This is a genomic window from Enterobacter sp. MGH85, from assembly GCF_001037655.1.
Classification (GTDB): domain Bacteria; phylum Pseudomonadota; class Gammaproteobacteria; order Enterobacterales; family Enterobacteriaceae; genus Enterobacter; species Enterobacter intestinihominis.
This window is the reverse complement of record NZ_KQ089925.1, coordinates 3,868,157-3,893,681: the sequence shown is the minus strand read 5'-3', so window position 1 is coordinate 3,893,681 and position 25,525 is coordinate 3,868,157. Positions and strand designations below refer to the sequence as shown.

Here is a 25,525-nt window from a genome sequence, read left to right as displayed (position 1 = left end):
TGATCGCGCTAATTGTTAGGTGAAAATTAAACGTGAATGTTGTCACAGAATATGACTAAGCAGTAAAAATTAAGTTGGTGTCTTTTGGGTAATTATCTATGTTTCGTACTTGTTCAAATTAAATTCTAAGAAGAAACACATCAGGGGATCGTTTCCTCTGGAACATCACGCTGAGGGTCATACATGAACGAACTGGTTAGTGCAATTAATGGTGTTATCTGGAGCCCTGCGTTAATATTTTTATGTCTGGGTGTCGGTCTCTATTTCTCACTGCGTAGTCGTTTTCTGCAATTACGTCATATAAAACATATGATTACCCTGATGTTTCAGGGCGGGGCTACCGATGCCGGCGTATCATCGTTTCAGGCGTTGACGATGACGCTGGCGGGCCGCGTAGGGACAGGGAATATCGCCGGTGTGGCGACCGCCATTACCTTTGGTGGCCCCGGTGCGCTTTTCTGGATGTGGGTAGTGGCATTTTTAGGCGCCAGCTCTGCTTTTGTTGAATCCACGTTAGGTCAGGTTTATAAAGAAAAAATTAACGGCGAATATCGTGGGGGACCTGCCTTTTATATTGAAAAAGGGTTGGGGGTGAAGTGGTACGCATGGTTATTTGCTATTGTGACCATTTTCTCCTGCGGTTTATTACTTCCGGGCGTACAGGCAAACTCAATTGCCGCCAGCCTGGATATTGCCTTCGGTCTTAACCCAAACGTTACGGCGGCAATACTGGCTGTACTGTTAAGCTTCATTATTTTCGGTGGTGTAAAAAGGATCGCCAGCTTTAGCAGTATGGTCGTTCCGTTTATGGCGCTCGGCTATATTATTGTTGCCTGCGTTATTATCGCGATCAATATTGAAAAACTGCCTGCTGTTATCCTGCTGATCTGGAAAAGTGCATTTGGCCTTGAAGCGGGATTTGGCGCTATTCTGGGCCAGGCTATCATGTGGGGCGTTAAACGCGGCGTCTATTCCAACGAGGCGGCGCAGGGCACCGGGCCACATGCATCCTCGGCAGCAGCCGTAAGTCATCCGGTGAAACAAGGGCTGGTTCAGGCGTTCTCCGTATATATCGACACGCTGTTTGTCTGCTCCGCGACCGGGTTTATGCTGTTGATCACCGGGCTTTATAATGTTCAGGGCGTCGACGGCGCAGCCCTTTATACCGGTATTGCAGGCGTGGCGGCGGGTCCTGGCTATGTGCAGACAGCGATGGAAAGTATGATGCCGGGCTTTGGTAATTACTTTGTCGCCATCGCGCTATTCTTCTTTGCCTTCACCACCATCATTGCCTATTACTATATCGCTGAAACCAATATCGCCTACATCAACCGTAAAATTCACCGTCCGTGGCTGACATTCCTGCTTAAATTATGTCTGATGGCTTCCACGGTATATGGCACAATCCGCACCGCGGATCTGGCATGGGGATTAGGGGATATCGGGGTAGGGCTGATGGCCTGGCTCAACATTATTGCCATTGTCCTCTTGCATAAAAAAGCCTTTGCCAGCCTGAAGGATTATGAAACCCAGAATGCGCAGGGAATTGATCCACAGTTTGATCCGGTTCGGCTTGGGATTAAAAATGCGGATTACTGGCTGGGGGAGCGCAGAGATGAAGAGGGGGGATTGCCGGGGCAGGTTTCTTCTCCTGAAGGAAAGCAGCCGGCGGGGAAGTTGAATAACTGAGGAATAGTTTAAAACGGGCCCGTGCTTATGCGCGGGCTTTTTTTATGGGTGAGGCGGTATCACCCGCACCGGCGGGGATTGACTCGCTTCGCTCTCAGTCTGTCCAACTGGCTGCGCCAGTTGTCGAACCCCGGTCGGGGGTTCTCATCCCCCCGCAGACGTGCAACATGCGAAAAAAAAGCCCGCATTTTCATGCGAGCTCTTCTTAAAATATGGCGGTGAGGGGGGGATTGACTCGCTTCGCTCGCCCTGCGGGCAGCCTGTTCGCTATGCTCTCAGTCTGTCCAACTGGCTGCCGCCAGTTGTCGAACCCCAGTCGGGGGTTCTCATCCCCCCCTTTTCGGAGAATATAAAAGAAAAAAGCCCGTACTTTCGTACGAGCTCTCATCTTAAATATGGCGGTGAGGGGGGGATTCGAACCCCCGATACGTTGCCGTATACACACTTTCCAGGCGTGCTCCTTCAGCCACTCGGACACCTCACCATATTGTTTTGCTGCCTGACCGCTTGGGGGGCAACGGGGCGCTACTATAGGGAGTTGCGCGAAAGCGGTCAAGCAGATTTTCTGCATTCGTGCCTGTTCGGTTAAGCCTTAATCAGCTTATGGCGCACCGCGCAGGATCAACGCTGCGAATCGAGCACTTCGCTGTTTTTCACGACGTCCTGCGCTTTGCTGTAACTTTCGATCAGCAGCTGGTAGGCAGGGAAGATGTGTGTGTACACCTCTGCCCATTCTCCCGCATCTTCACGGTTCCACGTGCGCTGGATCTCTGAGGCCACTGCCGCTGTGTCCATCGGTACCACGCCTGCCTGCACCACGCGCGCCAGGGTGATCTCTTGCGCCATTTTGCTGTAGGTGCCGGAGGCATCAATCACCGCAAACACTTTATATCCGTCCGCCACCGCGCTGATGGACGGGAAGGCCATGCAAACGCTGGTAATCGTCCCCGCGATAATCAGCGTTTTGCGTCCGGTGGCTTTCACCGCCGCCACGAACTCCGGATTATCCCAGGCGTTGATCTCACCCTTGCGTGCCACATACTGTGCGTGCGGCGCATTGGCGTGGATCTCCGGGATAAGCGGGCCGTTCGGTCCCTGTGGAACCGACGCCGTGGTGATCACCGGGATCTTCGCCAGCGAGGCGATCTTTGCCAGCGCTGCTGCACGAGCGCGCAGCTCAGGCATTGGCATGTCTCCAACAGTCTGGAACAATCCGCTCTGGTGATCGATAAGCAGCATAACGGCATCATTGACGTCAATAACGGGACGTGCACCGTTGAAGTTTGCAGGGGTAGACATAATGCGCTCCTTTATTACGTTTAGATTTGGCCAAAGCGGCCGGAGTTGAAATCGCGAATAGCTTCGGCGATTTCGGTTTTACTGTTCATCACAAACGGGCCATAGCCCACGATGGGTTCATTCAGTGGCTCCCCGGCCATCAGCAACACTTTGGCATCGCTGCTGGCTTCGAGATGCAGCTTGTCGCCGCTCTGACTCAGCACGACCAGCTGCGCCTCACCCGCAGGCGTGGTGCCGTTCACCGTCACGCTGCCCTCAACAACAACCAGCGCCGTGCTCCAGCCTTCGGGCTGATTGAGCGTCAGGTGGCTGCCCTGGTGCAGCGCGAGATCCCATACGTTAAGCGGTGAGAAGGTATGCGCCGGGCCGGTTACCTCTCCAAAGCGGCCAGCAATCACGCGCATTGTTCCGCTGTTATCCGGCAGGGTGACCACCGGGATATCCGCCTGAGTGATGCTCTGGTAGCCAGGCGTCGCCATTTTGTCTTTGGCGGGCAGGTTGACCCACAGCTGCATCATTTTCAGTTCACCGCCTTTCAGCGAGAACGCGCTGGAGTGGAACTCCTCGTGCAAAATGCCTGCGCCTGCCGTCATCCACTGCACATCGCCTGGACCAATAACGCCGCCTCTGCCGGTGGAATCACGGTGCTCAACTTCGCCTGAGTAGACGATGGTCACCGTTTCAAAACCGCGATGAGGATGCTCGCCCACGCCGCGTTTTGCGCCATCCGCCGGGAAGGTATGTGGTCCGGCGTAGTCAAGCAGCAGGAACGGGCTCAGCGGTTCGCCGTGCGTCTGGTAAGAAAACATCGAACGAACCGGAAAACCATCACCGACCCAGTGCGGACGAGGTGCGGTATACACGCCTGTTACGTTTTTCATGATTAACTCCTGATGTCCTGTTGATGTAATTAGCTTATATTCAGGGTTAATATCCCGGTAGATAGCAAAAATGACATTCACTGTTCCGTAAATGGAACAATGGGGGCGTATGCAGGATCTCAATGATTTCGTATGGTTTGTGAAGGTGGTGGAGCATGGCGGCTTTGCGGCGGCGGGGCGGGCGCTCGATCAGCCAAAGTCGAAACTGAGCCGTCGGATTGCGCAGCTGGAAGAACGCCTGGGTGTTCGGTTGATACAACGTACCACGCGGCAGTTTGCGGTGACTGAAGTGGGGCAGACGTTCTATCAGCACTGTAAAGCCATGCTGGTGGAGGCTGAAGCTGCGGAGGAGGCGGTGGCTGCTTTACAGGCTGAGCCGCGCGGTATGGTCAGGATCACTTGCCCCGTAACCCTACTGCACGTTCACGTGGGGCCCATGCTGGCGAGGTTTATGGCGCGCTATCCGGGAATTAACCTCCAGCTTGAAGCCACCAACCGCCGGGTCGATCTGGTGGGGGAGGGGGTGGATGTGGCGATCCGCGTTCGTCCGCGCCCGTTTGATGACAGCGATTTGGTATTAAGGGTGCTGGCGGACAGGGGTCACTGTCTGGTTGCCGGGCCGACACTGATTGAACGGATGGGCAACCCGGCGATGCCTTCTGAGCTCAGCGAATGGCCGGGTTTAAGTATGGGCGCTGGTAAACACCTGCATAAGTGGGAGCTGAGCGGGCCGGAGGGGGCGAAAGCAGACATTCACTTCACGCCGCGCCTGGTGACTACCGATATGCTGGCGCTGCGGGAGGCAGCGATGGCGGGCGTGGGCGTGGTACAGTTGCCCATTTTGATGGTGAAGGATCAGCTGGCTTCAGGTGAGCTTGTTCGGGTGATGAACGCGTGGGAGCCAAGACGGGAAGTGATTCACGCAGTATATCCTTCCCGGCGCGGTTTACTGCCGTCGGTCAGGACGCTGGTGGATTTTCTAACCGAAGAATATGCCCGGATGGTGGAGGAGTAACGTTTCCAGGGGACAACTGAATGCGAGCACCTAACTATCCCCTCTCCCCTCCGGGCAGAGGGTTAGGGTGAGGGGGGGATTGACTCGCTTCGCTCGCCCTGCGGGCAGCCTGTTCGCTACGCTCACAGTCTGTCCAACTGGCTGCGCCAGTTGTCGAACCCCGGTCGGGGGTTCTCATCCCCCCGCAGTCATGCAACATGCGAAAAAAAAGCCCGCATTTTCATGCGAGCTCTTCTTCAAATATGGCGGTGAGGGGGGGATTGACTCGCTTCGCTCGCCCTTCGGGCAGCCTGTTCGCTTCACTCTCAGTCTGTCCAACTGGCTGCGCCAGTTGTCGAACCCCGGTCGGGGGTTCTCATCCCCCCGCAGTCGTGCAACATGCGAAAAAAAAGCCCGCATTTTCATGCGAGCTCTTCTTAAAATATGGCGGTGAGGGGGGGATTGACTCGCTTCGCTCGCCCTGCGGGCAGCCTGTTCGCTTCGCTCACAGTCTGTCCAACTGGCTGCGCCAGTTGTCGAACCCCGGTCGGGGGTTCTCATCCCCCCCCGCAGTCGTGCAACATGCGAAAAAAAAAGCCCGCATTTTCATGCGAGCTCTTCTTCAAATATGGCGGTGAGGGGGGGATTCGAACCCCCGATACGTTGCCGTATACACACTTTCCAGGCGTGCTCCTTCAGCCACTCGGACACCTCACCATATTGTCATCCCGTTGTTGTCGGGACGGGCGCTAATGTAAGGAAAAGCCGTACTGCCGTCAACCCACTTTTTCAGTAATTTAGCGTGTTTAGACAAACTTCAGGCAACCTGATTTCGAAATGTGCGAAAAGCGCCTCTTTTATCAGCAACGCGGTTTAGCGATAAATTTGTTATGCTGACAAGCCAGTTAAAAATGAAAATAAAACAGCGCACTAAAAGGCAATGACTATGGATATTATCTTCTATCACCCCACTTTTGATACGGCTTACTGGATTAAGGCGCTCACGGCGGCACTGCCTGGCGCACGCGTTCGCGAATGGAAACAGGGCGATAATGAACATGCCGACTACGCGCTGGTCTGGCATCCCCCGGTCGAAATGCTACAGGGACGCCGTTTGAAGGCGGTGTTTGCTCTTGGTGCGGGGGTGGATTCCATTCTCAGTAAGCTGAAGGCTCACCCTGAAATGCTGCCGGAAGATATTCCCCTGTTTCGTCTGGAAGATACCGGTATGGGGGAGCAGATGCAGGAATACGCCGTAAGCCAGGTGCTGCACTGGTTCCGCCGCTTCGACGATTATCAGGCGTTTAAACAGCACTCCCACTGGGAACCGCTCCCGGATTATCAGCGTGAAGATTTCACCATCGGCATCCTCGGGGCGGGTGTGCTGGGTTCGAAAGTCGCCGAAGCGCTCGCTCCGTGGGGCTTCCCACTGCGCTGCTGGAGCCGGAGCCGTAAGGATTATCCGGGCGTCGAGAGCTTTGCCGGATTGGACGAACTCCCGGCGTTCCTGAAAGGGACACGCGTTCTCATTAACCTGCTGCCGAATACGGCGGAAACGGTCGGCATTATCAATGGCACGCTCCTCAACCAGTTGGCAGAAGATAGCTACTTAATGAACCTGGCGCGCGGGGTACACGTTGTGGAAGACGATCTGCTGAAAGCGCTGGATAGCGGTAAACTGAAAGGCGCAATGCTGGATGTGTATAGCCGCGAACCGCTGCCGACAGACAGCCCGCTTTGGGCACATCCACGCGTGGCGATGACGCCCCATATTGCGGCCGTGACGCGACCGGCGGAGGCCGTGGCGTATATCTCGCATACCATCAGCGAAATAGAGAAGGGCAATGCGGTGACCGGACAGGTAGACAGACAGCGAGGCTACTGAGAGAAACCCGGCGTTCGCCGGGTTTTTGCTAATATTCGCCGCTGATAACTGCTATCCTTTGGAAAAACCGCAGAGGAGAGAAAGATGTATCCCGTTGACCTGCATATGCACACCGTCGCCAGTACCCACGCTTACAGTAACCTCCATGATTATATCGCTCAGGCAAAGCTGAAAGGCATCAAACTGTTTGCGATAACCGATCACGGTCCGGATATGGCGGATGCGCCGCACTACTGGCATTTTGTGAATATGCGTATCTGGCCACGTCTGGTTGACGGTATCGGGATACTGCGCGGCATCGAAGCGAACATCAAAAATACCGACGGGGAAATTGACTGCACCGGCCCGATGCTGACCTCGTTAGATCTGATCCTCGCCGGCTTCCACGAGCCGGTCTTTGCGCCCCAGGATAAAGAGACCAACACCGCGGCGATGATTGCCACCATTGCCAGCGGCAATGTGCACATTATCAGCCACCCGGGAAATCCGAAATACCCGATCGATATTCAGGCCGTGGCACAGGCCGCAGCGAAGCACCGCGTGGCGCTGGAGATCAACAACTCCTCGTTCGTGCATTCGCGTAAGGGCAGTGAGGCCAACTGCCGCGACGTTGCGGCGGCCGTGCGTGACGCGGGCGGAATGGTGGCGCTGGGCTCTGATTCACACACGGCCTTCACGCTGGGTGATTTCAGCGAGTGCATGAAAATATTGCGGGACGTGAATTTCCCGGAAGAACAGATCCTGAACGTCACGCCGCGTCGTATGCTCGACTTCCTTGAGTCGCGCGGCATGGCGCCGATTGATGAATTTGCCGATCTTTAATTAATAACGGAATAAAAACATGAATGAGTTTTCCATCCTTTGCCGCGTGCTGGGCACCTTATATTACCGCCAGCCGCAGGATCCGCTGCTGGTTCCGCTGTTTACCCTGATTCGTGAAGGTAAACTGGCGCAGAGCTGGCCGCTGGAACAGGATGAGTTGCTGGAACGCTTGCAAAAAAGTTGCGATATGCAGCAGATTTCAACGGATTACAACGCGCTGTTCGTGGGAGAAGAGTGTCGCGTGTCGCCGTATCGTTCTGCCTGGCAGGAAGGTGCGACCGAAGCGGAAGTTCGGGCGTTTCTTTCAGAACGCGGCATGCCGCTGACGGATATGCCTGCCGATCATATCGGTACCCTGTTGCTGGCGGCCTCATGGATTGAAGATAAAGCAGGTGATGATGAGAATGAGGCGATTGAAACCCTGTTCGAAACGTATCTGCTGCCGTGGGTCGGAACCTTCCTGGGTAAAGTTGAAGCCCACGCCACCTCTCCGTTCTGGAGAACGCTGGCTCCGCTGACGCGTGACGCTATCGCTGCCATGTGGGATGAGCTGGAAGAAGAGAGTGAAGAGTGATTTAAATCACAAAAATCCTGCAACGATACATTTCAACTTGCACGTAACGTGCTTCTGATCTCATTTCTAGGGTGCGCATCTGCTAAGATGCGCACCATGAACATATTACTTTGTATTGCAATCACGACTGGCATCCTCTCCGGCCTCTGGGGTTGGGTGGCGGTATCTCTCGGTTTGTTGAGCTGGGCCGGTTTTCTTGGCTGCACGGCCTATTTCGCCTGTCCGCAGGGTGGTTTTAAAGGGCTCTTTATTTCAGGCAGCACGTTACTGAGTGGCGTGGTCTGGGCGCTGATCATTATGAAGGGCAGCGCGCTGGCGCCGCATGTGGAAATCCTGGGGTACGTCATGACTGGTATTGTGGCTTTCCTGATGTGCGTTCAGGCAAAACATCTGCTGTTGTCCTTTGTGCCCGGCACGTTCATGGGTGCCTGCGCGACCTTTGCAGGCCAGGGGGACTGGAAGCTGGTGGTCCCTTCGCTCATGCTGGGATTACTGTTTGGCTACGCTATGAAGAACAGCGGTCTCTGGCTTGCAGCCCGACGCGAGAAGAGCCAGAACGTTCCTGTGGTAGGTAAATAAAAAAAAGGCGAGACGAAAATCTCGCCTTTTTATACGCCGCCAATCATGACTCCGGCGGAACCGACATCTCACGGTATTTCACCAGCACCGCATTACTCACGTCACTTTTATTCTGAAGATCCCACAAGCCGCGATCGATGCCGTCATTAATCAGGAAAATCACCCCGGTTTCGATGGCCGACATCAGACACAGCATGACCGGCTCGTTAGAGGTATAGCCAATTTCAGCCTCCAGCAAACGCTGGTAGTCGATAAAGCGGAATACCCCCGCCTGCACTTCATATGAGAGAATCGTTTTGCTGGTGGTCACGGAGGATAAAATTTCACCCGTGCTCACGTTAACCACGCGCAGGTTGACGGCAATCTGATCCAGCTGATACTGCGTGTCGGCCCCGATACCAAAGTAACGGGCACCCGCGCCGCCCGATTTCACGTTACTTTCGTAGCCGATAATCGAGCCTTCAACCATGATATTGGCTGCGGTGAGAGACTGTAGCGGCATGCGGTTATTGACGCCAACGGTACCATTCTCCTGTGCAGCACGAATGATTTTTCGTTCGTTAAGCAGGTTTTGCAGCCCCTGGCGTTCCAGCGGGATAAACCAGCGCGAATCTTTCAGGGCGGTAACCAGCATCGCGGTGGCGCTCTGCGGTACGGCCGTGGAGAAGTTACTGGCCGGATACGGTTTGAACTGGCCCGTCTCATCCTGAATGTTATAGACCGAGACGAATATCTTCCCGGTAGGGCCGGGCAGATGCGTCAGATCCCGATAGCTCTGGGCACGGGGCATTAGGGTGGGTTTGGCGGCTTCTTTTGGCGGGGCAGTTAAACAACCGCTTAATAAGCACACTGCAACTAAAATAAAAAAGCGCTGCATAATAATTGTCCTTATTTCGGGGTTGTTTAGAAATCAGTTGAACTGGTCTGCAAACCGGAAACCTGGATTGTCGACGTCTTACCGGTTTTTCGGTCCGTCACATTTAACTGAAGCTGCCCGTCTTTATTGGCAATATCGACGATAAAGTCATTAGTGACCATCCGGCCGGGTTTTCCGGTATTAATGTTGGTTAATAAGCCACCTAATATTTGCGACTGGATGGCCTGAGTAAAATTATCCAGAGCTGACGGGGTCTCGATACCGAAATCATCGTCATAGCTGGGGTCTTTATAGGAGTTTTGAGCCTGCGCCTGGTTAAGCATAAAGGCTCCGTTATTCGGGTTGCCGCCAAAATTAGGGTTGCGGAACTGGAATGTCATATTTCCGGCCCAACTCAACGGCGCAATGAGCATTAACGAAATCACTGTGTGTGCGAGACGCATTACAGCCTCCGAAATAGGTGTCGTTGCTAGAACTCATCTTTTGCTAAATCGCCTGTGCTCAAAAGGGCTTTATCTAACTGTAGGCGGTTAATAGCTTCTTCTGTTTGTGCCAGTGCGAAAGCGACGTTCTGATCGAAGTCTCTTTTCGTTGGGAATAAAAAAGTCTGGTAAATAACGTCCTGATTAGCGGTTATTGTGATCCAGCTTCCCCACCGCGCACTGGGCCGTTCGTTGATGGTTAAATTACCCGGATAATCGCTTTCCCACTTATCGCTGAAGGCACGATAAAAATCGTGTCCGACAGAGGTGACGGTGTGGTCGGTCAACAGTCCAGGAACTTCCACCTCAACAGCCTGAAGGTTTCCGGCAGCAAGCATAATGCCTGCGGCGGCAATCCAAATTAGGGTGCGTTTCATGCTATTAACGCCTGAGGTTATCGTTTGCCCACGACACCGCCTGCGTGCGATTTTTAACAGCTATCTTTTTGAAAAGATTATAAAGATGCGTCTTAACCGTATTTTCGCTGATAAATAACGAACGGGCGATTTCAATATTTGAAGCACCAATACGCAGTTTGTTCAGGATCTCTTTCTCACGGTGCGTCAGAAGGGCCGATTCCGAACTGTTATAGCGATAATTTCCGGAGTGGGTAATGAGGTAGCTGGCCAGTTTTTGCGAGAAATAACACTCCCCCCGCAATATGCCCTGCAAACCCTCCACGACACGGTTTTCTTCTTCTGTAACGTTAAACACGCCGTTAATATGCGGCCAGCTCTCAATTTCGCGGAAAGGATACTCATCAGGCGTATTCAATAACAACACGCGGATATTATTGTTTTTCCTGCTTAAATTATCTTGCCAGTAATGGATCAGTTTTTTATCCGCTTCCATCATATCGAGAAGAATGATGCTGCCAGGAGCGATATCATCAAAAGAACGTTGAATGTTATGAAGTTTCCCGTTAAGTGACAGGCATTGTTTTAAATGCTGCAATAACGCTGTCGCTTGTAAGGAAGGTTTTGTGATCAACAATAATGTATGACCGGGTAAGCTATGGACTTCATTAAACATGATGAAACCCCACGTTATTTATGACACCCGGCAGCTGCCCTCGTATTATTGAAAAGGGCACCAGAAGTACTGCAGGTGTGGCACTGCTGTGTGTAGTTAAAAAACCTTCCTCCAAAGGAGGCGGTAAAATTAAAAACAAATAACGTACTGCTGTTTTCAATCTAGCTATTGCAAACTTTAAAGCAAGTGTTAATCGTGTAACAGAATGTAAAATTCGATATTCATTTGTGTATTTTGCAGGGCTAATAGATTTTAAGATAAGGGGAAAGTTGTACAGGTGTATAAACGTGCACAGATTTTAAAAACCATAAGGTATATTATAATGAGTTGTATTATCTGGTTTTTTATTATTGTAAGCCAGCCGGTAAAAAGTATGAACTCTGCTAAAAACATAAGACTTCCCTAAGCCGGAATTTTTTCTTAAGAAAACTTGCTTCGTGTCACGCGCGTGACAAAGGGCATTGTCGTTTTTGTCTGAAGAAGCCGGTACAGGTTGGACAGCCTGTCTCGCTGTTGTACAAGCGTAGGAAGACATTTTTGGTTTCTGCTTTAGGCGAGTATCCCGTCGTTTCAGGCGAGATTTACGACTTTGAGGTGAAGGGGAATATAAAAATAAGGCGCACGGGTGAGATATTAAACATGTTTCGGCAGACATACTCTTTTCCGTAACGCGGCGTTAACAAAACGAATCGCGTTAACGGAGTAAGGAATACCTTTTTTATAGCCAGGTCCAGGTGACAGCATGAAAAACAAAACGTTGTTTATGATGTTTACATTACTGGGTGCGCCTGGGTTTGTAATCGCAGGTGATTCAGATTTAGCCAGTTCTGAATATAATTTTGCGATAAATGAATTAAATAAAGCTTCATACAATCAGGCAGCCATTATTGGTCAACAGGGTTCAGGAAATAATGCTGATGTACGCCAGGGCGGTTCTAAATTGCTGTCCGTTATTTCCCAGGAGGGCGGGAATAACCGCGCGAATGTTGATCAGTCAGGGACGTATAACCTTGCTTATATCGATCAGACCGGCAACGGCAACGATGCGAGTATTAAGCAGGGCGCTTTTGGCAACACCGCCATGATTATCCAGAAAGGCTCGGGTAACAGGGCGAATATAACGCAGTATGGTACGCAGAAAACAGCAGTTGTAGTACAGAGACAGTCGCAGATGGCTATTCGCGTTATTCAACGCTAGCGATGTGTGACGCCTTAATCAATCCGATGGGGGTTTACCATGAAACTTTTCAAAGTGGCAGTTATTGCAGCAATCGTAGTTTCTGGCAGTGCTTTCGCAGGTGCGGTACCACAATTTGGCGGCGGTCACGGTGGCGGCTGGGGTGGCGGCAATAACGGCCCTGACTCAACCCTGAGCATTTACCAGTACGGCGGCGGTAACTCCGCGCTTGCTTTGCAGACGGACGCCCGAGATTCTGAATTGACCATTACCCAGCATGGTGGCGGTAACGGCGCAGATGTTGGCCAGGGCTCTGATGACAGTTCTATCGATCTGCTGCAAAAAGGCTTTGGTAACAGCGCCACCATCGACCAGTGGAATAGCAAAGATTCTGTTATCAACGTGAAACAGTTCGGCGGCGGCAACGGCGCGGCGGTAGACCAGACAGCGTCCGGCTCAACGGTGACTGTGCACCAGGTTGGCTTCGGCAACAACGCGACCGCACACCAGTACTGATTCATTTCTGTACCAAAAAACAGGGCATCCGCCCTGTTTTTTTTCGGGAGGATCTCATGAGCACATTCATTCTCCTTGCCGCGCTTGCCAGCCAGATAACGTTCAGTACCTCACAGCAGGCAAATGTGACAACCATTATTCCTCAGGTCACGCTGGCAGACGCCTGCGAATGTCAGGTTGAGGTGTTATCTGTCCGACAGGGGCAGGGGGGGCAAAGTACATCGCGGCAGAAAAATACTCTTTTTATACCCGCTAATCAGCCGATTGATTTAACGCGAATCAGTTTAAATATTCGCTCAGGGGATGCGGTAAAAATAATCGTCACCGTTTCCGATGGAAAATCGCTTCATTTATCACAGCAGTGGAACGCACCGGCAAGTACGCTTTAATCATTCATAAAATCAATGATTTAATAAAGTGGCGGCGCTGCACAGGTAAGCTATGCTGATATCAAGAACCCAGCAAACGGGTTGCTTAAATTGATACGTCATAACGGAGCGTTTTTACCCCTCAAGGACGAATTTCATTGAGGAGTACAAATAATGTTCAAATCCGCAGCGTGTATTATTTCTGGTCTGGGACTGATCCTGTCCTCTTTTTTTTCTCCGGCTTATTCAGCAACTATAGAGAATGGTGGGGTGATTCATTTTCGTGGCGCGGTGGTCGCTGACCCGTGCGAAGTCACGCCCCGGCATCAGCAGTTTGCAATTTCCTGCCCGGAAAATAACCGTATGAAAACGCATACCATCAGTTATGACGAGGCGCTCCGGGGCCATCATCCTCACTCAGCGCTGGCCGCTGTTACCATGAAATACCTGAATGAAAAGAAAACGCTTGCGGTCGTTCAGGTGGATTACCGTTAACCGCCGTTTTTTTCGCGACAGTTTTTCTCCTTCTCCCTCTGCGATACACTGATGAAAAAGGCGGGTTGCAGAGGGTGTTTATGAGACCGCAAATCGACGTTATTCATGGTGATATCACGACGGTGCACGTTGACGTGATCGTCAACGCAGCCAATTCCTCCCTCTTGGGTGGGGGCGGGGTGGATGGTGCCATTCACCGGGCCGCGGGCCCTCAGCTCCTTGAAGCATGCAAAACCGTGCGCCAGCAGCAGGGAGAGTGCCCGCCGGGGCATGCTGTTATTACGCTTGCGGGCGATCTCCCGGCCAAAGCGGTGATCCATACCGTTGGACCCGTCTGGCACGGTGGCGACCGCCATGAGGCTGAGATTCTGGAGCAGGCTTATCGTAACTGCCTGCGGCTTGCGGCAGATAACGGCTATAAGACCATGGCGTTCCCCGCCATTAGCACCGGGGTGTACGGTTATCCAAAGGAAGCGGCAGCTACGATCGCCGTGAATACCGTTTATCACTACCTTTCCCTCAAACCCATGCCGGAAAAAGTCATTTTTGTCTGTTTCGATGAGCACACCGCCGACCTGTATCAGCGGCTTTTGACCGCGCGCAGCCAGGCATTTTGATGTTTGAAAAGCAAAAACGGCGCTCTGGAGGCGCCGTTTTTTTATCCCGCTTTAACCTGAGGTTTGCCTGAGAACAGGAAACGCAAAAGCGGGATCCGCAGGTGGATTTCATACAACACGATGGCAATGCCAACCACAAAGACCAGACCGGTGAAGAAGCCCAGCGCATTCGATTTGATATGCGGCGTAATGTACGCCCCGAAAAACAGCGTCAGCGGATGGTGGACCAGGTAGATAAACAGTGAAGCATTAACGAAATAGGTGACGCGACTGGATTTAAAATTCAGCAGACGATGGCCAAGGGCGAACACCACGTTAACCATCCACAGGCCCATCAGCATCGTTATCACGCTCTCTGTCTCATACATCCACGCGTCCCCGCTGCCAAAGCGCTGATTGAGAAGATAGGCGGCAAAGGCCAGCGCAGCACCCACCGCACACCAGGGGGAGGGGGTGGTAAACAGCGCTTTAAGCCGGGGATGAATAAATGCCAGCGCCCCAATCAGGAAGAAGGGAATGTAGAACAGGGTCTGCATCACCACGAAATTAAACAGCCCATCGCTCAGAATGGGAGGGTAGACAATGAGCAGGGTACGCCTGACGGCGGCATACGCGACCCCCAGCGCAAGAAACAGCAGCGACAGCTTGCCCAGGGTGATGTTGGCGAAGAAGGTCGAGGTTGCGGCGCTCGCGCGCTGGCGCAGTTGACTGAAGATCAGCAAACTCACCGTGGTTAGCACCACCAGTACCAGCAGGAACCAGAGGTGGGAAATTAGCTCCCAGACCAGGGTGTTGTATTTCTCATAGAACGAGAGATTAGGCCAGTTTTCCGCCTTGCCTTTAACATGCTGCAACATGATGAACTGCGGCAGCGTCAGCAGCGGAATGGCCGTCAACATTGGTATGCCCACGCGCTCCACGCGCACTTTCCACCACCGCTTGAGGGGATAGCGCAAGAAGAGCATGTAAGAGAAATAGCCTGAAATGACGAAAAACACCTGCATGCGGAAGGCATGGATAAAATCATTGAACAGCGTCAGCCACCAGGAGGGCATCTGGCTGTTCACATGCCAGGTGTGGCTGGAATAGATCAGTGAAATATGAAAAGGGATCCCCAATAGCATGAGCCATGCGCGGATCGAGTCGAGGAAATATTCACGTTGTACAGGGGTTGTGCTCATATAACTTTGCGCATTCTCAGACTTTTCGCCTTATCCCTAAGACTCATAATGGTTACATTCGGAGCCAACCCTACACCAAGACCGACACCCTGTCTCCAGGATAAGCACGCAAAGTGAAAAGCGGGTTCTTTCATTTGCTTAATCCATGAGCCAGCGAGCTGAACAAAGCAGTGATAATGTTGTCGGATTGCCTGAGTTTCCATTAAAATGGATCGGATCGATATAAGCACACAAAGGGGGAAGTGCTTACTTATTATGAAACATAAACCACAAATGATGAAAATGCGTTGGTTGGGTGTAGCAGTGCTGTTGTCACTGTATACCTCATCTGCACTGGCCTTTAACATCGATGATGTCGCAAAACAGGCTAAATCGATGGCGGGCAAGAGCTACGAAGCGCCAAAAAGTAACCTGCCCTCCGTTTTCCGCGACATGAAATACGCGGACTATCAGCAGATCCAGTTCAATCACGATAAAGCGTACTGGAACAATATTAAAACCCCGTTCAAGCTTGAATTTTACCACCAGGGTATGTACTTCGACACGCCGGTTGCCATCAATGAAGTGACGGCGACCGCGGTACGTAAAATCAAGTACAGCCCGGATTATTTCAATTTTGGCGATGTGCAACACGATAAAGACACGGTGAAAGACCTCGGCTTCGCAGGCTTCAAGGTGCTTTACCCGATTAACAGCAAAGATAAAAACGACGAAATCGTCAGCATGCTTGGCGCCAGCTACTTCCGCGTGATTGGCGCGGGGCAGGTGTACGGGCTTTCTGCGCGCGGTCTGGCAATTGATACCGCGCTGCCATCAGGTGAAGAATTTCCACGTTTTCGCGAGTTCTGGATCGAACGTCCAAAACCAACCGACAAACGTCTGACAATTTATGCGCTGCTGGACTCCCCTCGTGCGACAGGCGCTTATCGCTTCGTGATCATGCCAGGGCGTGACACGGTGGTTGACGTGCAGTCTAAAGTTTACCTGCGCGATAAAGTGGGCAAACTGGGCGTCGCGCCGCTGACCAGCATGTTCCTGTTCGGGCCGAATCAGCCGTCTCCGGCGACTAACTTCCGCCCTCAACTGCATGATTCTAATGGCCTTTCCATACATGCTGGTAACGGCGAGTGGATCTGGCGTCCGCTGAACAACCCGAAACACCTCGCCGTCAGCAGCTTTGCGATGGAAAACCCGCAGGGCTTTGGTCTGCTGCAACGTGGCCGTCAGTTCTCCCGCTTTGAAGATCTGGACGACCGCTACGATCTGCGCCCAAGCGCCTGGGTTACACCGAAAGGCGACTGGGGTAAAGGCAAGGTTGAGCTGGTTGAAATTCCAACCAATGATGAAACCAACGATAACATCGTGGCGTACTGGACACCGGATCAGCTGCCTGAAGCCGGTAAAGAGATGAACTTCAAGTATGCGATCACCTTCAGCCGTGACGAAGACAAACTGCACGCACCGGATAACGCGTATGTGATGCAGACGCGTCGTTCTACGGGGGACGTGAAGCAGTCCAACCTGATTCGTCAGCCGGATGGCACGCTGGCATTTATCGTGGACTTCACCGGGCAGGATATGAAAAAACTGGCGCCGGATACTGCCGTGACGGCACAGGCCAGCATTGGCGATAACGGTGAAATCGTTGAGAACGCCGTGCGTTACAATCCGGTCACCAAAGGGTGGCGTTTGACCCTGCGCGTGAAGGTGAAAGATCCGAAACAGACCACTGAAATGCGCGCCGCGCTGGTCAGTAACGATAAGCCGCTGAGTGAAACCTGGAGCTATCAGCTACCTGCCAATGAATAATACATCTGAATATATTGATGCCATGCCGCTAACGGACATTGAAAAAGCGGCACTCCCTGCGAGCGACATCCGCGCGGTTCACACCGCGCTGGATGGTGAACATCGTCACTTTTCCCGTGATGATGATACGCCGCTGGGGTCAGTGAAGGCACGTCTGGAGCAGGCATGGCCAGACTCGCTGGCAGAAGGGCAGTTAATCAAGGATGACGAAGGGCGTGACCAGCTACAGGCGATGCCGAAGGCCACGCGTTCCTCTATGTTCCCCGATCCGTGGCGCACCAACCCGGTGGGTCGCTTCTGGGATCGCCTGCGTGGACGTGACGTGACGCCACGCTATCTGTCACGTCTCACCAAAGAACAGCAGGCGTCCGAGCAGAAATGGCGTACCGTGGGAACGATTCGTCGTTACATTCTGCTGCTGCTGACGCTGGCACAGACGGTTGTCGCCACCTGGTACATGAAAACTATTCTGCCGTACCAGGGCTGGGCATTGATTAACCCTGCTGACATGATTGGCCAGGATATCTGGGTCTCCTTCATGCAGCTGCTGCCGTATATTTTACAGAGCGGCATCCTTCTGCTGTTCGCCGTGCTGTTCTGTTGGGTCTCCGCCGGGTTCTGGACGGCGCTGATGGGCTTCCTGCAACTGCTGATGGGACGTGACAAATACAGCATTTCCGCGTCGACGGTTGGGGATGAACCCCTCAATCCTGAGCACCGTACCGCGCTGATCATGCCTATCTGTAACGAAGATGTTGACCGCGTATTCGCCGGGCTGCGTGCCACCTGGGAGTCCGTAAAGGCGACCGGTAACGCGGCGCATTTCGACGTCTACATCCTGAGCGACAGCTACAACCCGGATATCTGCGTGGCAGAGCAAAAAGCCTGGATGGAGCTGATTGCTGAAGTGCAGGGCGAAGGGCAGGTCTTCTACCGTCGTCGTCGTCGTCGTGTTAAGCGTAAGAGCGGGAACATCGATGACTTCTGTCGTCGCTGGGGTAACCAGTACAGCTACATGGTGGTACTGGATGCGGACTCCGTGATGAGCGGCGACTGCCTGAGCGGGCTGGTCCGTCTGATGGAAGCCAATCCGAACGCGGGTATTATTCAGTCCTCGCCAAAAGCGTCCGGTATGGACACGCTGTATGCGCGCTGCCAGCAGTTTGCGACCCGCGTCTACGGGCCGCTATTTACTGCCGGTCTGCACTTCTGGCAGCTGGGTGAATCTCACTACTGGGGCCACAACGCCATTATCCGCGTGAAGCCATTCATCGAGCACTGCGCCCTGGCGCCGCTGCCGGGTGAAGGATCGTTTGCCGGGTCCATTCTGTCGCATGACTTTGTGGAAGCCGCGCTGATGCGTCGCGCAGGGTGGGGCGTCTGGATTGCCTACGATCTGCCGGGCTCGTATGAAGAGCTGCCGCCGAACCTGCTGGATGAGCTCAAGCGTGACCGCCGCTGGTGTCACGGTAACCTGATGAACTTCCGCCTGTTCCTGGTGAAGGGGATGCACCCTGTTCACCGTGCGGTGTTCCTGACGGGCGTCATGTCCTATCTGTCTGCGCCGCTGTGGTTTATGTTCCTGGCACTCTCGACCGCGTTGCAGGTTGTGCATGCCCTGACGGAGCCGCAGTACTTCCTGCAACCGCGCCAGCTGTTCCCGGTGTGGCCGCAGTGGCGTCCGGAGCTGGCGATTGCGCTGTTCGCGTCGACCATGGTGCTGCTGTTCCTGCCTAAGCTGCTCAGTATCATTCTGATCTGGTGTAAAGGTTCGAAGGAGTACGGTGGTTTCTGCCGCGTAACCCTTTCACTGCTGCTGGAAGTGCTGTTCTCGGTCCTGCTGGCACCGGTGCGTATGCTGTTCCACACGGTATTCGTGGTGAGCGCGTTCCTGGGATGGGAAGTGGTGTGGAATTCACCGCAGCGTGACGATGACTCTACGCCATGGAGTGAAGCCTTTATGCGCCACGGCTCTCAGCTGCTGCTGGGCCTGGTGTGGGCCGTTGGTATGGCCTGGCTGGATCTGCGTTTCCTGTTCTGGCTGGCGCCAATCGTCTTCTCGCTGATCCTGTCGCCGTTTGTGTCGGTGATTTCCAGCCGTTCTACGGTGGGCCTGCGTACCAAACGCTGGAAGCTGTTCCTGATCCCGGAAGAGTATTCTCCGCCGCAGGTGCTGGTGGATACCGATACCTATCTGGAGCAGAACCGCAAACGCACGCTGGATGATGGCTTTATGCACGCCGTGTTTAACCCGTCATTCAACGCGCTGGCAACCGCGATGGCGACTGCGCGTCACCGCGCCAGCCAGGTGCTGGAGATCGCCCGCGATCGCCACGTTGAGCAGGCGCTGAACGAGACGCCAGAAAAGCTTAACCGCGACCGTCGTCTGGTGCTGTTGAGCGATCCGGTGACGATGGCACGGCTTCACTACCGCGTGTGGACTTCTCCGGAGAGATACTCTTCGTGGGTGAACTACTACAAAGACGTGAAGCTGAATCCGCTGGCCCTGAAGGCGAAGTAAGTTGTTAAGTAGGGCGGGTAAGCGAAGCGCCACCCGCCAAATAAAATACCGGCTTAATCGCCGGTATTTTTTTAGAGGTCAGAAATGAAAGTAATCATTGTTGTCATGATGGCATGCCTGCTCAGCGGCTGCGGCAGCATCATCAGCCGCACCATTCCCGGACAGGGCCACGGGAATCAGTACTACCCCGGCGTACAGTGGGATGTCCGCGATTCCGCATGGCGCTATCTCACCGTGCTCGATCTGCCGTTTTCACTCATTTTCGACACGCTACTGCTGCCCATCGATGCCAGCCACGGCCCTTACGAGTAACGAGAGCTTATCGCTCGTCCCATTCGTCCGCTGCGGCCTGACCTTCTTCGGTATCCAGCGGCGGTTCGAGCTGAAACTCACCTTCATCCCATTCATGCAGCGTATTTTCTTCCAGCCACTCCTGACGTAACTCAATTTCGTCATAGTCGCCGTCGAATACCGCCTGCGCACCTTCACCACTCAATATCGGCAGACATTCTCCGTCCTCACCTTCATCAGCAAAGAATTCGGCCTGCCACATAATATCGCCGTCCTGAAGGACGTATTTTTGGATATTGAGTTGTTGCACGTCAGCATCTTCTTCCTCAATGCCGGGATTATCGGCGAGGAATTCTTCGCGAGCGGCATCGATAGCTTCTTCCAGCGTGGCGTACATGGTCATTGGTGTCTCCCTGTTTTTCGTGAAGGTATTCAGGGAAAGAATAGCTGATTATATGATTGTGCAAGTATGAATGCGTAAATTAGCCGTCACGATGTTGTGTTATGCGCGCCGGGCGTAGCGCCCGGGATAAGCTGAGCCAGGAATAAACAGCGTTGAACAGCACGACGCCTGCCGTCACGATAAAGACCGCCCGGAAACCGAAACTGGCCGAAACCCCCGCGCCGACAAGCGGCCCGGTGACGTTACCCAGATCGCGAAACGACTGGTTGTAGCTGAAAATACGCCCGGCAATCTGGTTGGTGGAGTTATAGACCAGCAGCGTCTGCACCGCCGGAAGCAACGCGCCGTCCGCTGCGCCCAGCAGAAAGCGCAACACGCCGAGCTGCCACGGCGATTGCACCATCGACATGGGGATCAGCAGCAGGACGGAGAGGATCAGGGCGCAGATCAGAATTTTCTCCGGGCCGATGCGATCGCCCAGCTTGCCGAGCCGCGGCGCGCTCAGCAACGCGGCCACGCCGGGAACAGAGGCGATCACGCCGCTGATAAAGGCGATATTGCTGACGTTGCCGGCCAGGTCGCGGACATAGAGCGTCAGAATAGGCGCGATTGAACCGGTGGCCACCTGAATAATCATGGTGGTCACAAACAGGCTCAGCACCAGCTTTGGGTTTTTCAGCGAGGCCAGCACATCCCGGGCGTGCAGCATCTCTTTTTTGGCTACCGGCGTGAAATTCTCACGGATGCAGATAAGCGTCACGAGGAAGCAGAGGAACAGCACGCTGGCGGTAATGAAGAATACCGGCCGCAGTCCGTAATGGTCGGCCAGCAGCCCGCCCGCCAGCGGACCCAGCAGTGCGCCGCTTACGCCGCCAGTGGAAAGCGTACCCAATGCCCAGCCGCTTTTATGGCGTGGGATTTGGGTTGCGATCAGGGCGTTGGCATTGGGGATAAATCCCCCGAGCAGACCCAGGAGCGCGCGTAATATCAGGAACTGCCAGACATTTTGCGCCACCCCCATCAACAGCATTATGATCGCCATGCCGAGCGCGGAGCGCAGCAGCATAATTTTGCGGCCTTTGCGATCCGCAAGCCCACCCCAGAAAGGCGACGCAATGGCGGAGAACAGGAACGTAATGCTGAACACCAGGCCGGACCACATATTCAGTGCGCTATGGCCGGTGACGCCGAGCTGTTCAACGTAGAGGGGCAGGAAGGGCATTACCAGGCTAAAGGCGGCGCCAGTAAGAAAACAACCCAGCCATGCAACCGTCAGGTTGCGTTTCCAGTTTATGGGAGCATCTGTGGAGGACATAACTATCCGCATAATGAGGTGCAGGGCACCGTGACCAGTGAGGTAATAAGCCTGCTAATTATGCGCCTGGGGTATGATTGCCGCAATGACGGGGAGCTTTTAAAGCTAAAACAGCTTGCGGCCCGGAAGACCGCATGCAGATTAATAACGAGAAGGGACGCCCTGAGGCCGGGTTTTGAAGCGGCGATGCAGCCACATGTACTGCTCGGGAGCGAGCATAATGCATTTCTCGACAATAGCATTCATCCAGCGCGCGGTGGTTTCTGCATCATCCAGCGGCGGCGTGAGTTCCGGCTCCAGCATGATGAGCTGATAGCCTGAACCGTCTGGTTTACGGCGCGGTACAAACGGCACGATAGCCGCTTTGGACATCCGCGCCAGCATCCAGGTCCCGGTGGTTGTCGCCGCATCTTCCACCGCAAAGAACGGGACAAACACGCTGGATTGCGGGCCATAGTCATGATCCGGGGCATACCAGACCACTTCACCTGATTTGAGGGCGCGGATCATCCCTTTAAGGTCTTTGCGGTCGATCATGCTTTTATTCGAGCGCATGCGTCCGTTGGTCTGTATCAAATCGATCACCGGATTATCGTTGGGACGATAAACGCCAATACCCGGCGCCTGCATGCCGAACATGCGCGCGCCAATTTCGAGCGTCAGGAAATGAACGCCAATCAGCAGGACGCCAGTCTGGTTGGCCTGGAGATTATGCACCGGATCCATGCCGGTTCCGGCCACTTCCGTCCAGCGCGCCATGCGCTTATCCGACCAGAACCAGGCCATACCGGTCTCCATCAGTCCCATGCCGACAGATTCGAAGTTTTTAACCACCATGTCGTGACGCTCAGATTCGCTCATCTGAGGAAAGCAAAGCTCAAGATTTCGATACGCGATCCTGGCGCGACGCTTCATAAATTGTTGAGCAATGCGGCCCAGTCCTTTACCCATGCGGAAAATTACGGGATAAGGCAGCTGTACAATTAGCCACAACAAGCCAATGCCTGACCATGTTAACCAATAGCGTGGGTGTAAAAGCGCGGCAGTAAATTTCGGTAACTGGGTCATGTCTGTCCTGTGTTCTAACGTCCTGAAGGGCTATTGTCTCATTTTTTGAGGCATAGCCAAAATGTCTGTCATCGAAACATGAAAGAATATGCAAGTGTTAAGTCTGATTAATCAGGTTGACTGAAATGTAGCGTAAATTGTGTGGATGTAAATTGTCTTTGTTTGCTATATCATGCCGACCGATTTTTATTTCTCAACGATTGCAGGACTTGTACACCATGCCAGTGTTACACAACCGCGTTTCGAATGAGATGTTGAAAGCGCGTATGTTGGCCGAAACCGAACCGCGCACAACGATCTCTTTCTATAAATATTTTACCATCAACGATCCACAGGCGACCCGCGATGCGCTTTACCAGGCTTTCACCGCCCTGAACGTGTTTGGTCGCGTCTATCTGGCGCGTGAGGGTATTAACGCGCAGATCAGCGTGCCGGAAAGCAAAGTCAGCGCCTTCCGCGATCTCCTTTATGGTTTTGATCCGGCGCTTAACGGCTTACGCCTGAACATTGCGCTGGATGATGACGGCAAATCGTTCTGGGTGCTGCGCATGAAGGTGCGTGAGCGTATTGTGGCGGATGGCATCGACGATCCGAGCTTCAATGCCGCGAATGTGGGGGAGTACCTCAAGGCCGCTGAAGTGAACGCGATGCTCGACGATCCGGATGCAGTGTTCATCGATATGCGTAACCACTACGAATATGAAGTGGGCCACTTCGAGAATGCGATGGAAATTCCTGCCGACACTTTCCGTGAACAGCTGCCGAAAGCGGTTGAGATGATGCAGGAGCATAAAGACAAAAAGATCGTTATGTATTGCACAGGGGGGATCCGCTGCGAAAAAGCCAGTGCCTGGATGAAACACAACGGTTTTAATAAAGTCTGGCATATTGAGGGTGGGATCATTGAATATGCCCGCCGCGCCCGCGAACAGGGGTTACCGGTGCGTTTTATCGGTAAAAACTTTGTGTTTGATGAGCGTATGGGCGAGCGAATTTCAGAGGACGTAATCGCTCACTGCCACCAGTGCGGTACGCCGTGCGACACGCATACCAACTGCAAAAACGACGGTTGTCATCTTCTGTTTATTCAGTGTCCTGCATGTGCCGAGAAGTTTAATGGCTGCTGTAGCGAGCTGTGCAGTGAAGAGAGTATCTTGCCTGAAGAAGAGCAACGTCGTCGCCGTGCCGGGCGCGAGAACGGGAATAAGATCTTTAATAAATCCCGGGGCCGACTGAATACCAAACTGGGTATTCCAGACCCGGAGTAAAACATTGCCCGGCGGCGTAAAAGCCTGCCGGGCCTGTTTTATGACTTCTGCTGAACGCCTTCCACCGAAATAATCAGCTCTACATCCTGCGATGCCGGTCCTAAATCTGTGGTGATATTAAAATCTTTCAGATGAATTTTGCCGGCGGCTTCAAAGCCAGCACGTTTTCCGCCCCACGGATCGTCTCCCTGGCCGATTAATTTCGCATCCAGTGTTACCGGTTTTGTTACGCCGTTCAGCGTCAGATTACCGGTAATAGCGAGCTTATCACCGTCTTTCTTCACTTCTGTCGACGCGAAAGTAGCTTGCGGGAATTTGCCTACGTTCAGGAATTCAGCGCTGCGCAGATGTTTATCACGCTCGGCGTGATTAGTGTCGACGCTGTTAGTATTAATGGTGACGTTTACTTTATCGGCAGCAGGGTTTTTCTCGTCGAAACTAAATGTGCCATCGAAATCATTGAACGTACCATATAACCAGCTGTAACCCAGATGCTGAATACGGAAATTGACGAAGGCATGCTGGCCTTCTTTATCAATTTTATAGTCGGCGGCAATGGCCGAACCGGTGGTAAATAACAGCGAACCTAATGCGATACCCAACAGGCGTTTTTTCATTTTATGCTCCAGAGTCAACTGACGAACGGCCAAGCATGCGCTTCAGCGTATCGTCTTTATCGATAAAGTGGTGTTTCAGGGCCGCAAGGCCATGCAGAACAGACAGGATCACCACGCTCCATGCCAGCCACAGATGAACCACACCTGCGGTGTCAGCCTGTGAACCGGCGTCAGCCAGCGTGGCAGGGACGTCAAAGAGCCCAAACACGCTGATCGGTTTGCCGTCTGCGGTCGAAATGAGATAACCGCTGATCAGAATGGCGAACAGCAGGGCATAGAGTGCGATATGTGCGCCAACAGCGCTTATGCGGGTAAGACGGCCATGGCTTTTGGGGGCAGGAGGGGGCGGAGAGAGATGTCGCCAGATCACGCGAAAAACCAGACCCATCATCAGCAGAACCCCAATGCTTTTGTGCAATTCGGGGGCCTGATGATACCAACCGTCATAATAGCTTAATGTCACCATCCAGAGGCCGAGACCAAACATGGCATAGACAGCAAGTGCAAATAGCCAGTGTAAACACATGGATATTATTCCGTAGCGGCTGGAGGAGTTACGCCATTGCATATGAATTTCCGTTCTCAAATGACTGAGCAATAAAAATGGCCGGATTAATTAAATAATGCAACTGAAAAAAAGGAATAATGTTATTTAGTTATTTTATTTCAGCGAATTTGAATATGTTTCCGCAATGTATTTCAATCGCTTCGTTCAATAAATTTGAGATGACTTTTTATAAAAACTATAAGTTAAATAAGTTTAAA

Annotated in this window: 28 protein-coding genes, 2 tRNA genes and 3 other RNA genes; 15 read left to right on the top strand and 18 right to left on the bottom strand. The window is 53.1% G+C overall.

What is annotated here, in order from left to right:
- Positions 1-183: 183 nt before the first annotated feature.
- Positions 184-1,689, top strand: coding sequence for an alanine/glycine:cation symporter family protein (locus tag SK51_RS18555; RefSeq protein WP_022647693.1), 1,506 nt, complete (start codon positions 184-186; stop codon positions 1,687-1,689).
- A 213-nt stretch (positions 1,690-1,902) separates the two neighbouring features.
- Here the strand turns inward: SK51_RS18555 and SK51_RS24525 are convergent.
- From SK51_RS24525 to SK51_RS18540, 4 genes are all read right to left on the bottom strand, one after another.
- Positions 1,903-2,040, bottom strand: a non-coding RNA gene (locus SK51_RS24525) — RtT sRNA.
- 45 nt (positions 2,041-2,085) lie between these two features.
- A tRNA-Ser gene (locus tag SK51_RS18550) sits at positions 2,086-2,173 on the bottom strand.
- Between the two features lie 137 nt (positions 2,174-2,310).
- On the bottom strand, positions 2,311-2,988 hold the full coding sequence (locus SK51_RS18545; protein WP_003858068.1) for an isochorismatase family protein: 678 nt from the start codon (positions 2,986-2,988) through the stop codon (positions 2,311-2,313).
- Positions 2,989-3,008: 20 nt separating this feature from the next.
- On the bottom strand, positions 3,009-3,869 hold the full coding sequence (locus tag SK51_RS18540) for a pirin family protein (RefSeq protein WP_023305844.1): 861 nt from the start codon (positions 3,867-3,869) through the stop codon (positions 3,009-3,011).
- A gap of 109 nt (positions 3,870-3,978) precedes the next feature.
- On the opposite strand from SK51_RS18540, the gene SK51_RS18535 reads away from it, so the two are divergent.
- Positions 3,979-4,884, top strand: coding sequence for a LysR family transcriptional regulator (locus tag SK51_RS18535; protein ID WP_032671021.1), 906 nt, complete (start codon positions 3,979-3,981; stop codon positions 4,882-4,884).
- A gap of 243 nt (positions 4,885-5,127) precedes the next feature.
- On the opposite strand, the gene SK51_RS24520 is transcribed toward SK51_RS18535, so the two are convergent.
- The 3 genes from SK51_RS24520 to SK51_RS18530 all read right to left on the bottom strand — a co-directional run bounded on the left by SK51_RS24520 (position 5,128) and on the right by SK51_RS18530 (position 5,580).
- Positions 5,128-5,264: non-coding RNA, RtT sRNA (locus SK51_RS24520), on the bottom strand.
- A 44-nt stretch (positions 5,265-5,308) separates the two neighbouring features.
- Positions 5,309-5,445: non-coding RNA, RtT sRNA (locus SK51_RS24515), on the bottom strand.
- A 47-nt stretch (positions 5,446-5,492) separates the two neighbouring features.
- Positions 5,493-5,580 (bottom strand) — tRNA-Ser (locus SK51_RS18530).
- 229 nt (positions 5,581-5,809) lie between these two features.
- On the opposite strand from SK51_RS18530, the gene ghrA reads away from it, so the two are divergent.
- The 4 genes from ghrA (at position 5,810) to SK51_RS18510 (ending at position 8,723) form a co-directional block, all read left to right on the top strand.
- Complete coding sequence (gene ghrA / locus SK51_RS18525; protein WP_023305846.1) at positions 5,810-6,748, top strand: glyoxylate/hydroxypyruvate reductase GhrA; 939 nt, start codon at positions 5,810-5,812, stop codon at positions 6,746-6,748.
- 84 nt (positions 6,749-6,832) lie between these two features.
- Positions 6,833-7,570, top strand: a complete 738-nt coding sequence (locus SK51_RS18520; protein ID WP_023305847.1) for a phosphatase — start codon at positions 6,833-6,835, stop codon at positions 7,568-7,570.
- A 19-nt stretch (positions 7,571-7,589) separates the two neighbouring features.
- Positions 7,590-8,144 carry a TorD/DmsD family molecular chaperone gene (locus SK51_RS18515; RefSeq protein WP_022647698.1) on the top strand — a complete coding sequence of 185 codons (555 nt, stop codon included), beginning with the start codon at positions 7,590-7,592 and terminating at the stop codon, positions 8,142-8,144.
- A gap of 96 nt (positions 8,145-8,240) precedes the next feature.
- Positions 8,241-8,723, top strand: coding sequence for a DUF1097 domain-containing protein (locus SK51_RS18510; RefSeq protein WP_072200882.1), 483 nt, complete (start codon positions 8,241-8,243; stop codon positions 8,721-8,723).
- Between the two features lie 43 nt (positions 8,724-8,766).
- Here the strand turns inward: SK51_RS18510 and csgG are convergent, their stop codons facing one another.
- The 5 genes from csgG to SK51_RS25365 form a co-directional block, all read right to left on the bottom strand.
- Complete coding sequence (gene csgG, locus SK51_RS18505; RefSeq protein WP_023299773.1) at positions 8,767-9,600, bottom strand: curli production assembly/transport protein CsgG; 834 nt, start codon at positions 9,598-9,600, stop codon at positions 8,767-8,769.
- Positions 9,601-9,626: 26 nt separating this feature from the next.
- Positions 9,627-10,043, bottom strand: coding sequence for a curli production assembly/transport protein CsgF (gene csgF / locus SK51_RS18500; protein WP_003858054.1), 417 nt, complete (start codon positions 10,041-10,043; stop codon positions 9,627-9,629).
- 26 nt (positions 10,044-10,069) lie between these two features.
- Positions 10,070-10,459, bottom strand: a complete 390-nt coding sequence (gene csgE, locus SK51_RS18495) for a curli production assembly/transport protein CsgE (RefSeq protein WP_023305849.1) — start codon at positions 10,457-10,459, stop codon at positions 10,070-10,072.
- 4 nt (positions 10,460-10,463) lie between these two features.
- Positions 10,464-11,114, bottom strand: coding sequence for a biofilm master transcriptional regulator CsgD (csgD, locus tag SK51_RS18490; protein WP_032676330.1), 651 nt, complete (start codon positions 11,112-11,114; stop codon positions 10,464-10,466).
- A gap of 298 nt (positions 11,115-11,412) precedes the next feature.
- A complete protein-coding gene (locus SK51_RS25365) occupies positions 11,413-11,649 on the bottom strand; it encodes a hypothetical protein (RefSeq protein ID WP_155404797.1) in 237 nt (78 codons plus the stop codon).
- Between the two features lie 207 nt (positions 11,650-11,856).
- Here SK51_RS25365 and csgB point away from each other — a divergent pair, with 207 nt between their 5' ends.
- From csgB to ymdB, 5 genes are all read left to right on the top strand, one after another.
- Positions 11,857-12,312 (top strand): curli minor subunit CsgB, encoded by a 456-nt coding sequence (csgB, locus tag SK51_RS18485; protein ID WP_023305850.1) that lies wholly within the window; start codon positions 11,857-11,859, stop codon positions 12,310-12,312.
- A gap of 39 nt (positions 12,313-12,351) precedes the next feature.
- Positions 12,352-12,807, top strand: coding sequence for a curli major subunit CsgA (csgA, locus tag SK51_RS18480; RefSeq protein WP_003858043.1), 456 nt, complete (start codon positions 12,352-12,354; stop codon positions 12,805-12,807).
- Between the two features lie 56 nt (positions 12,808-12,863).
- A complete protein-coding gene (gene csgC / locus SK51_RS18475; protein WP_023299776.1) occupies positions 12,864-13,196 on the top strand; it encodes a curli assembly chaperone CsgC in 333 nt (110 codons plus the stop codon).
- 153 nt (positions 13,197-13,349) lie between these two features.
- Complete coding sequence (locus SK51_RS18470) at positions 13,350-13,670, top strand: type 1 fimbrial protein (protein ID WP_022647703.1); 321 nt, start codon at positions 13,350-13,352, stop codon at positions 13,668-13,670.
- Between the two features lie 80 nt (positions 13,671-13,750).
- A complete protein-coding gene (gene ymdB, locus SK51_RS18465) occupies positions 13,751-14,287 on the top strand; it encodes an O-acetyl-ADP-ribose deacetylase (RefSeq protein WP_022647704.1) in 537 nt (178 codons plus the stop codon).
- A gap of 41 nt (positions 14,288-14,328) precedes the next feature.
- Here ymdB and mdoC read toward each other — a convergent pair whose 3' ends face one another.
- Positions 14,329-15,468 carry a glucans biosynthesis protein MdoC gene (gene mdoC / locus SK51_RS18460; protein WP_022647705.1) on the bottom strand — a complete coding sequence of 380 codons (1,140 nt, stop codon included), beginning with the start codon at positions 15,466-15,468 and terminating at the stop codon, positions 14,329-14,331.
- 255 nt (positions 15,469-15,723) lie between these two features.
- Here mdoC and mdoG point away from each other — a divergent pair, with 255 nt between their 5' ends.
- The 3 genes from mdoG to SK51_RS18445 all read left to right on the top strand — a co-directional run bounded on the left by mdoG (position 15,724) and on the right by SK51_RS18445 (position 20,110).
- The gene (mdoG, locus tag SK51_RS18455; protein WP_032622136.1) at positions 15,724-17,277 is read left to right on the top strand and encodes a glucans biosynthesis protein MdoG; all 1,554 of its coding nucleotides are present in this window, start codon (positions 15,724-15,726) and stop codon (positions 17,275-17,277) included.
- On the top strand, positions 17,270-19,798 hold the full coding sequence (mdoH, locus tag SK51_RS18450; RefSeq protein ID WP_048206930.1) for a glucans biosynthesis glucosyltransferase MdoH: 2,529 nt from the start codon (positions 17,270-17,272) through the stop codon (positions 19,796-19,798). Before mdoG ends, mdoH begins: the two co-directional genes overlap by 8 nt.
- Before the next feature lie 84 nt (positions 19,799-19,882).
- Positions 19,883-20,110 carry a YceK/YidQ family lipoprotein gene (locus SK51_RS18445; protein WP_003858030.1) on the top strand — a complete coding sequence of 76 codons (228 nt, stop codon included), beginning with the start codon at positions 19,883-19,885 and terminating at the stop codon, positions 20,108-20,110.
- A 7-nt stretch (positions 20,111-20,117) separates the two neighbouring features.
- Here the strand turns inward: SK51_RS18445 and SK51_RS18440 are convergent, their stop codons facing one another.
- The 3 genes from SK51_RS18440 to SK51_RS18430 all read right to left on the bottom strand — a co-directional run bounded on the left by SK51_RS18440 (position 20,118) and on the right by SK51_RS18430 (position 22,875).
- Positions 20,118-20,492, bottom strand: coding sequence for a MysB family protein (locus tag SK51_RS18440; RefSeq protein ID WP_003858026.1), 375 nt, complete (start codon positions 20,490-20,492; stop codon positions 20,118-20,120).
- A 79-nt stretch (positions 20,493-20,571) separates the two neighbouring features.
- A complete protein-coding gene (gene mdtG, locus SK51_RS18435; protein ID WP_023305851.1) occupies positions 20,572-21,807 on the bottom strand; it encodes a multidrug efflux MFS transporter MdtG in 1,236 nt (411 codons plus the stop codon).
- 141 nt (positions 21,808-21,948) lie between these two features.
- Positions 21,949-22,875: a Kdo(2)-lipid IV(A) acyltransferase gene (locus tag SK51_RS18430; protein ID WP_023305852.1), complete on the bottom strand. Its 927-nt coding sequence runs from the start codon at positions 22,873-22,875 to the stop codon at positions 21,949-21,951.
- A gap of 218 nt (positions 22,876-23,093) precedes the next feature.
- On the opposite strand from SK51_RS18430, the gene trhO reads away from it, so the two are divergent.
- Positions 23,094-24,143, top strand: coding sequence for an oxygen-dependent tRNA uridine(34) hydroxylase TrhO (trhO, locus tag SK51_RS18425; RefSeq protein WP_022647710.1), 1,050 nt, complete (start codon positions 23,094-23,096; stop codon positions 24,141-24,143).
- 38 nt (positions 24,144-24,181) lie between these two features.
- Here trhO and SK51_RS18420 read toward each other — a convergent pair whose 3' ends face one another.
- Together SK51_RS18420 and SK51_RS18415 are read right to left on the bottom strand one after the other, a co-directional pair.
- The gene (locus tag SK51_RS18420) at positions 24,182-24,760 is read right to left on the bottom strand and encodes a YceI family protein (protein WP_022647711.1); all 579 of its coding nucleotides are present in this window, start codon (positions 24,758-24,760) and stop codon (positions 24,182-24,184) included.
- A 1-nt stretch (position 24,761) separates the two neighbouring features.
- Positions 24,762-25,328: a cytochrome b gene (locus SK51_RS18415; protein ID WP_022647712.1), complete on the bottom strand. Its 567-nt coding sequence runs from the start codon at positions 25,326-25,328 to the stop codon at positions 24,762-24,764.
- Positions 25,329-25,525: the final 197 nt, after the last annotated feature.

Excerpts from the sequence above, each read along its gene's own strand:
- SK51_RS18555 (WP_022647693.1), top strand. The coding sequence starts at position 184 with ATGAACGAACTGGTTAGTGCAATTAATGGTGTTATCTGGAGCCCTGCG.
- SK51_RS18545 (WP_003858068.1), bottom strand. The coding sequence starts at position 2,988 with ATGTCTACCCCTGCAAACTTCAACGGTGCACGTCCCGTTATTGACGTC.
- SK51_RS18540 (WP_023305844.1), bottom strand. The coding sequence starts at position 3,869 with ATGAAAAACGTAACAGGCGTGTATACCGCACCTCGTCCGCACTGGGTC.
- SK51_RS18535 (WP_032671021.1), top strand. The coding sequence starts at position 3,979 with ATGCAGGATCTCAATGATTTCGTATGGTTTGTGAAGGTGGTGGAGCAT.
- ghrA (WP_023305846.1), top strand. The coding sequence starts at position 5,810 with ATGGATATTATCTTCTATCACCCCACTTTTGATACGGCTTACTGGATT.
- SK51_RS18520 (WP_023305847.1), top strand. The coding sequence starts at position 6,833 with ATGTATCCCGTTGACCTGCATATGCACACCGTCGCCAGTACCCACGCT.
- SK51_RS18515 (WP_022647698.1), top strand. The coding sequence starts at position 7,590 with ATGAATGAGTTTTCCATCCTTTGCCGCGTGCTGGGCACCTTATATTAC.
- SK51_RS18510 (WP_072200882.1), top strand. The coding sequence starts at position 8,241 with ATGAACATATTACTTTGTATTGCAATCACGACTGGCATCCTCTCCGGC.
- csgG (WP_023299773.1), bottom strand. The coding sequence starts at position 9,600 with ATGCAGCGCTTTTTTATTTTAGTTGCAGTGTGCTTATTAAGCGGTTGT.
- csgF (WP_003858054.1), bottom strand. The coding sequence starts at position 10,043 with ATGCGTCTCGCACACACAGTGATTTCGTTAATGCTCATTGCGCCGTTG.
- csgE (WP_023305849.1), bottom strand. The coding sequence starts at position 10,459 with ATGAAACGCACCCTAATTTGGATTGCCGCCGCAGGCATTATGCTTGCT.
- csgD (WP_032676330.1), bottom strand. The coding sequence starts at position 11,114 with ATGTTTAATGAAGTCCATAGCTTACCCGGTCATACATTATTGTTGATC.
- SK51_RS25365 (WP_155404797.1), bottom strand. The coding sequence starts at position 11,649 with ATGTCTTCCTACGCTTGTACAACAGCGAGACAGGCTGTCCAACCTGTA.
- csgB (WP_023305850.1), top strand. The coding sequence starts at position 11,857 with ATGAAAAACAAAACGTTGTTTATGATGTTTACATTACTGGGTGCGCCT.
- csgA (WP_003858043.1), top strand. The coding sequence starts at position 12,352 with ATGAAACTTTTCAAAGTGGCAGTTATTGCAGCAATCGTAGTTTCTGGC.
- csgC (WP_023299776.1), top strand. The coding sequence starts at position 12,864 with ATGAGCACATTCATTCTCCTTGCCGCGCTTGCCAGCCAGATAACGTTC.
- SK51_RS18470 (WP_022647703.1), top strand. The coding sequence starts at position 13,350 with ATGTTCAAATCCGCAGCGTGTATTATTTCTGGTCTGGGACTGATCCTG.
- ymdB (WP_022647704.1), top strand. The coding sequence starts at position 13,751 with ATGAGACCGCAAATCGACGTTATTCATGGTGATATCACGACGGTGCAC.
- mdoC (WP_022647705.1), bottom strand. The coding sequence starts at position 15,468 with ATGAGCACAACCCCTGTACAACGTGAATATTTCCTCGACTCGATCCGC.
- mdoG (WP_032622136.1), top strand. The coding sequence starts at position 15,724 with ATGAAACATAAACCACAAATGATGAAAATGCGTTGGTTGGGTGTAGCA.
- mdoH (WP_048206930.1), top strand. The coding sequence starts at position 17,270 with ATGAATAATACATCTGAATATATTGATGCCATGCCGCTAACGGACATT.
- SK51_RS18445 (WP_003858030.1), top strand. The coding sequence starts at position 19,883 with ATGAAAGTAATCATTGTTGTCATGATGGCATGCCTGCTCAGCGGCTGC.
- SK51_RS18440 (WP_003858026.1), bottom strand. The coding sequence starts at position 20,492 with ATGACCATGTACGCCACGCTGGAAGAAGCTATCGATGCCGCTCGCGAA.
- mdtG (WP_023305851.1), bottom strand. The coding sequence starts at position 21,807 with ATGTCCTCCACAGATGCTCCCATAAACTGGAAACGCAACCTGACGGTT.
- SK51_RS18430 (WP_023305852.1), bottom strand. The coding sequence starts at position 22,875 with ATGACCCAGTTACCGAAATTTACTGCCGCGCTTTTACACCCACGCTAT.
- trhO (WP_022647710.1), top strand. The coding sequence starts at position 23,094 with ATGCCAGTGTTACACAACCGCGTTTCGAATGAGATGTTGAAAGCGCGT.
- SK51_RS18420 (WP_022647711.1), bottom strand. The coding sequence starts at position 24,760 with ATGAAAAAACGCCTGTTGGGTATCGCATTAGGTTCGCTGTTATTTACC.
- SK51_RS18415 (WP_022647712.1), bottom strand. The coding sequence starts at position 25,328 with ATGCAATGGCGTAACTCCTCCAGCCGCTACGGAATAATATCCATGTGT.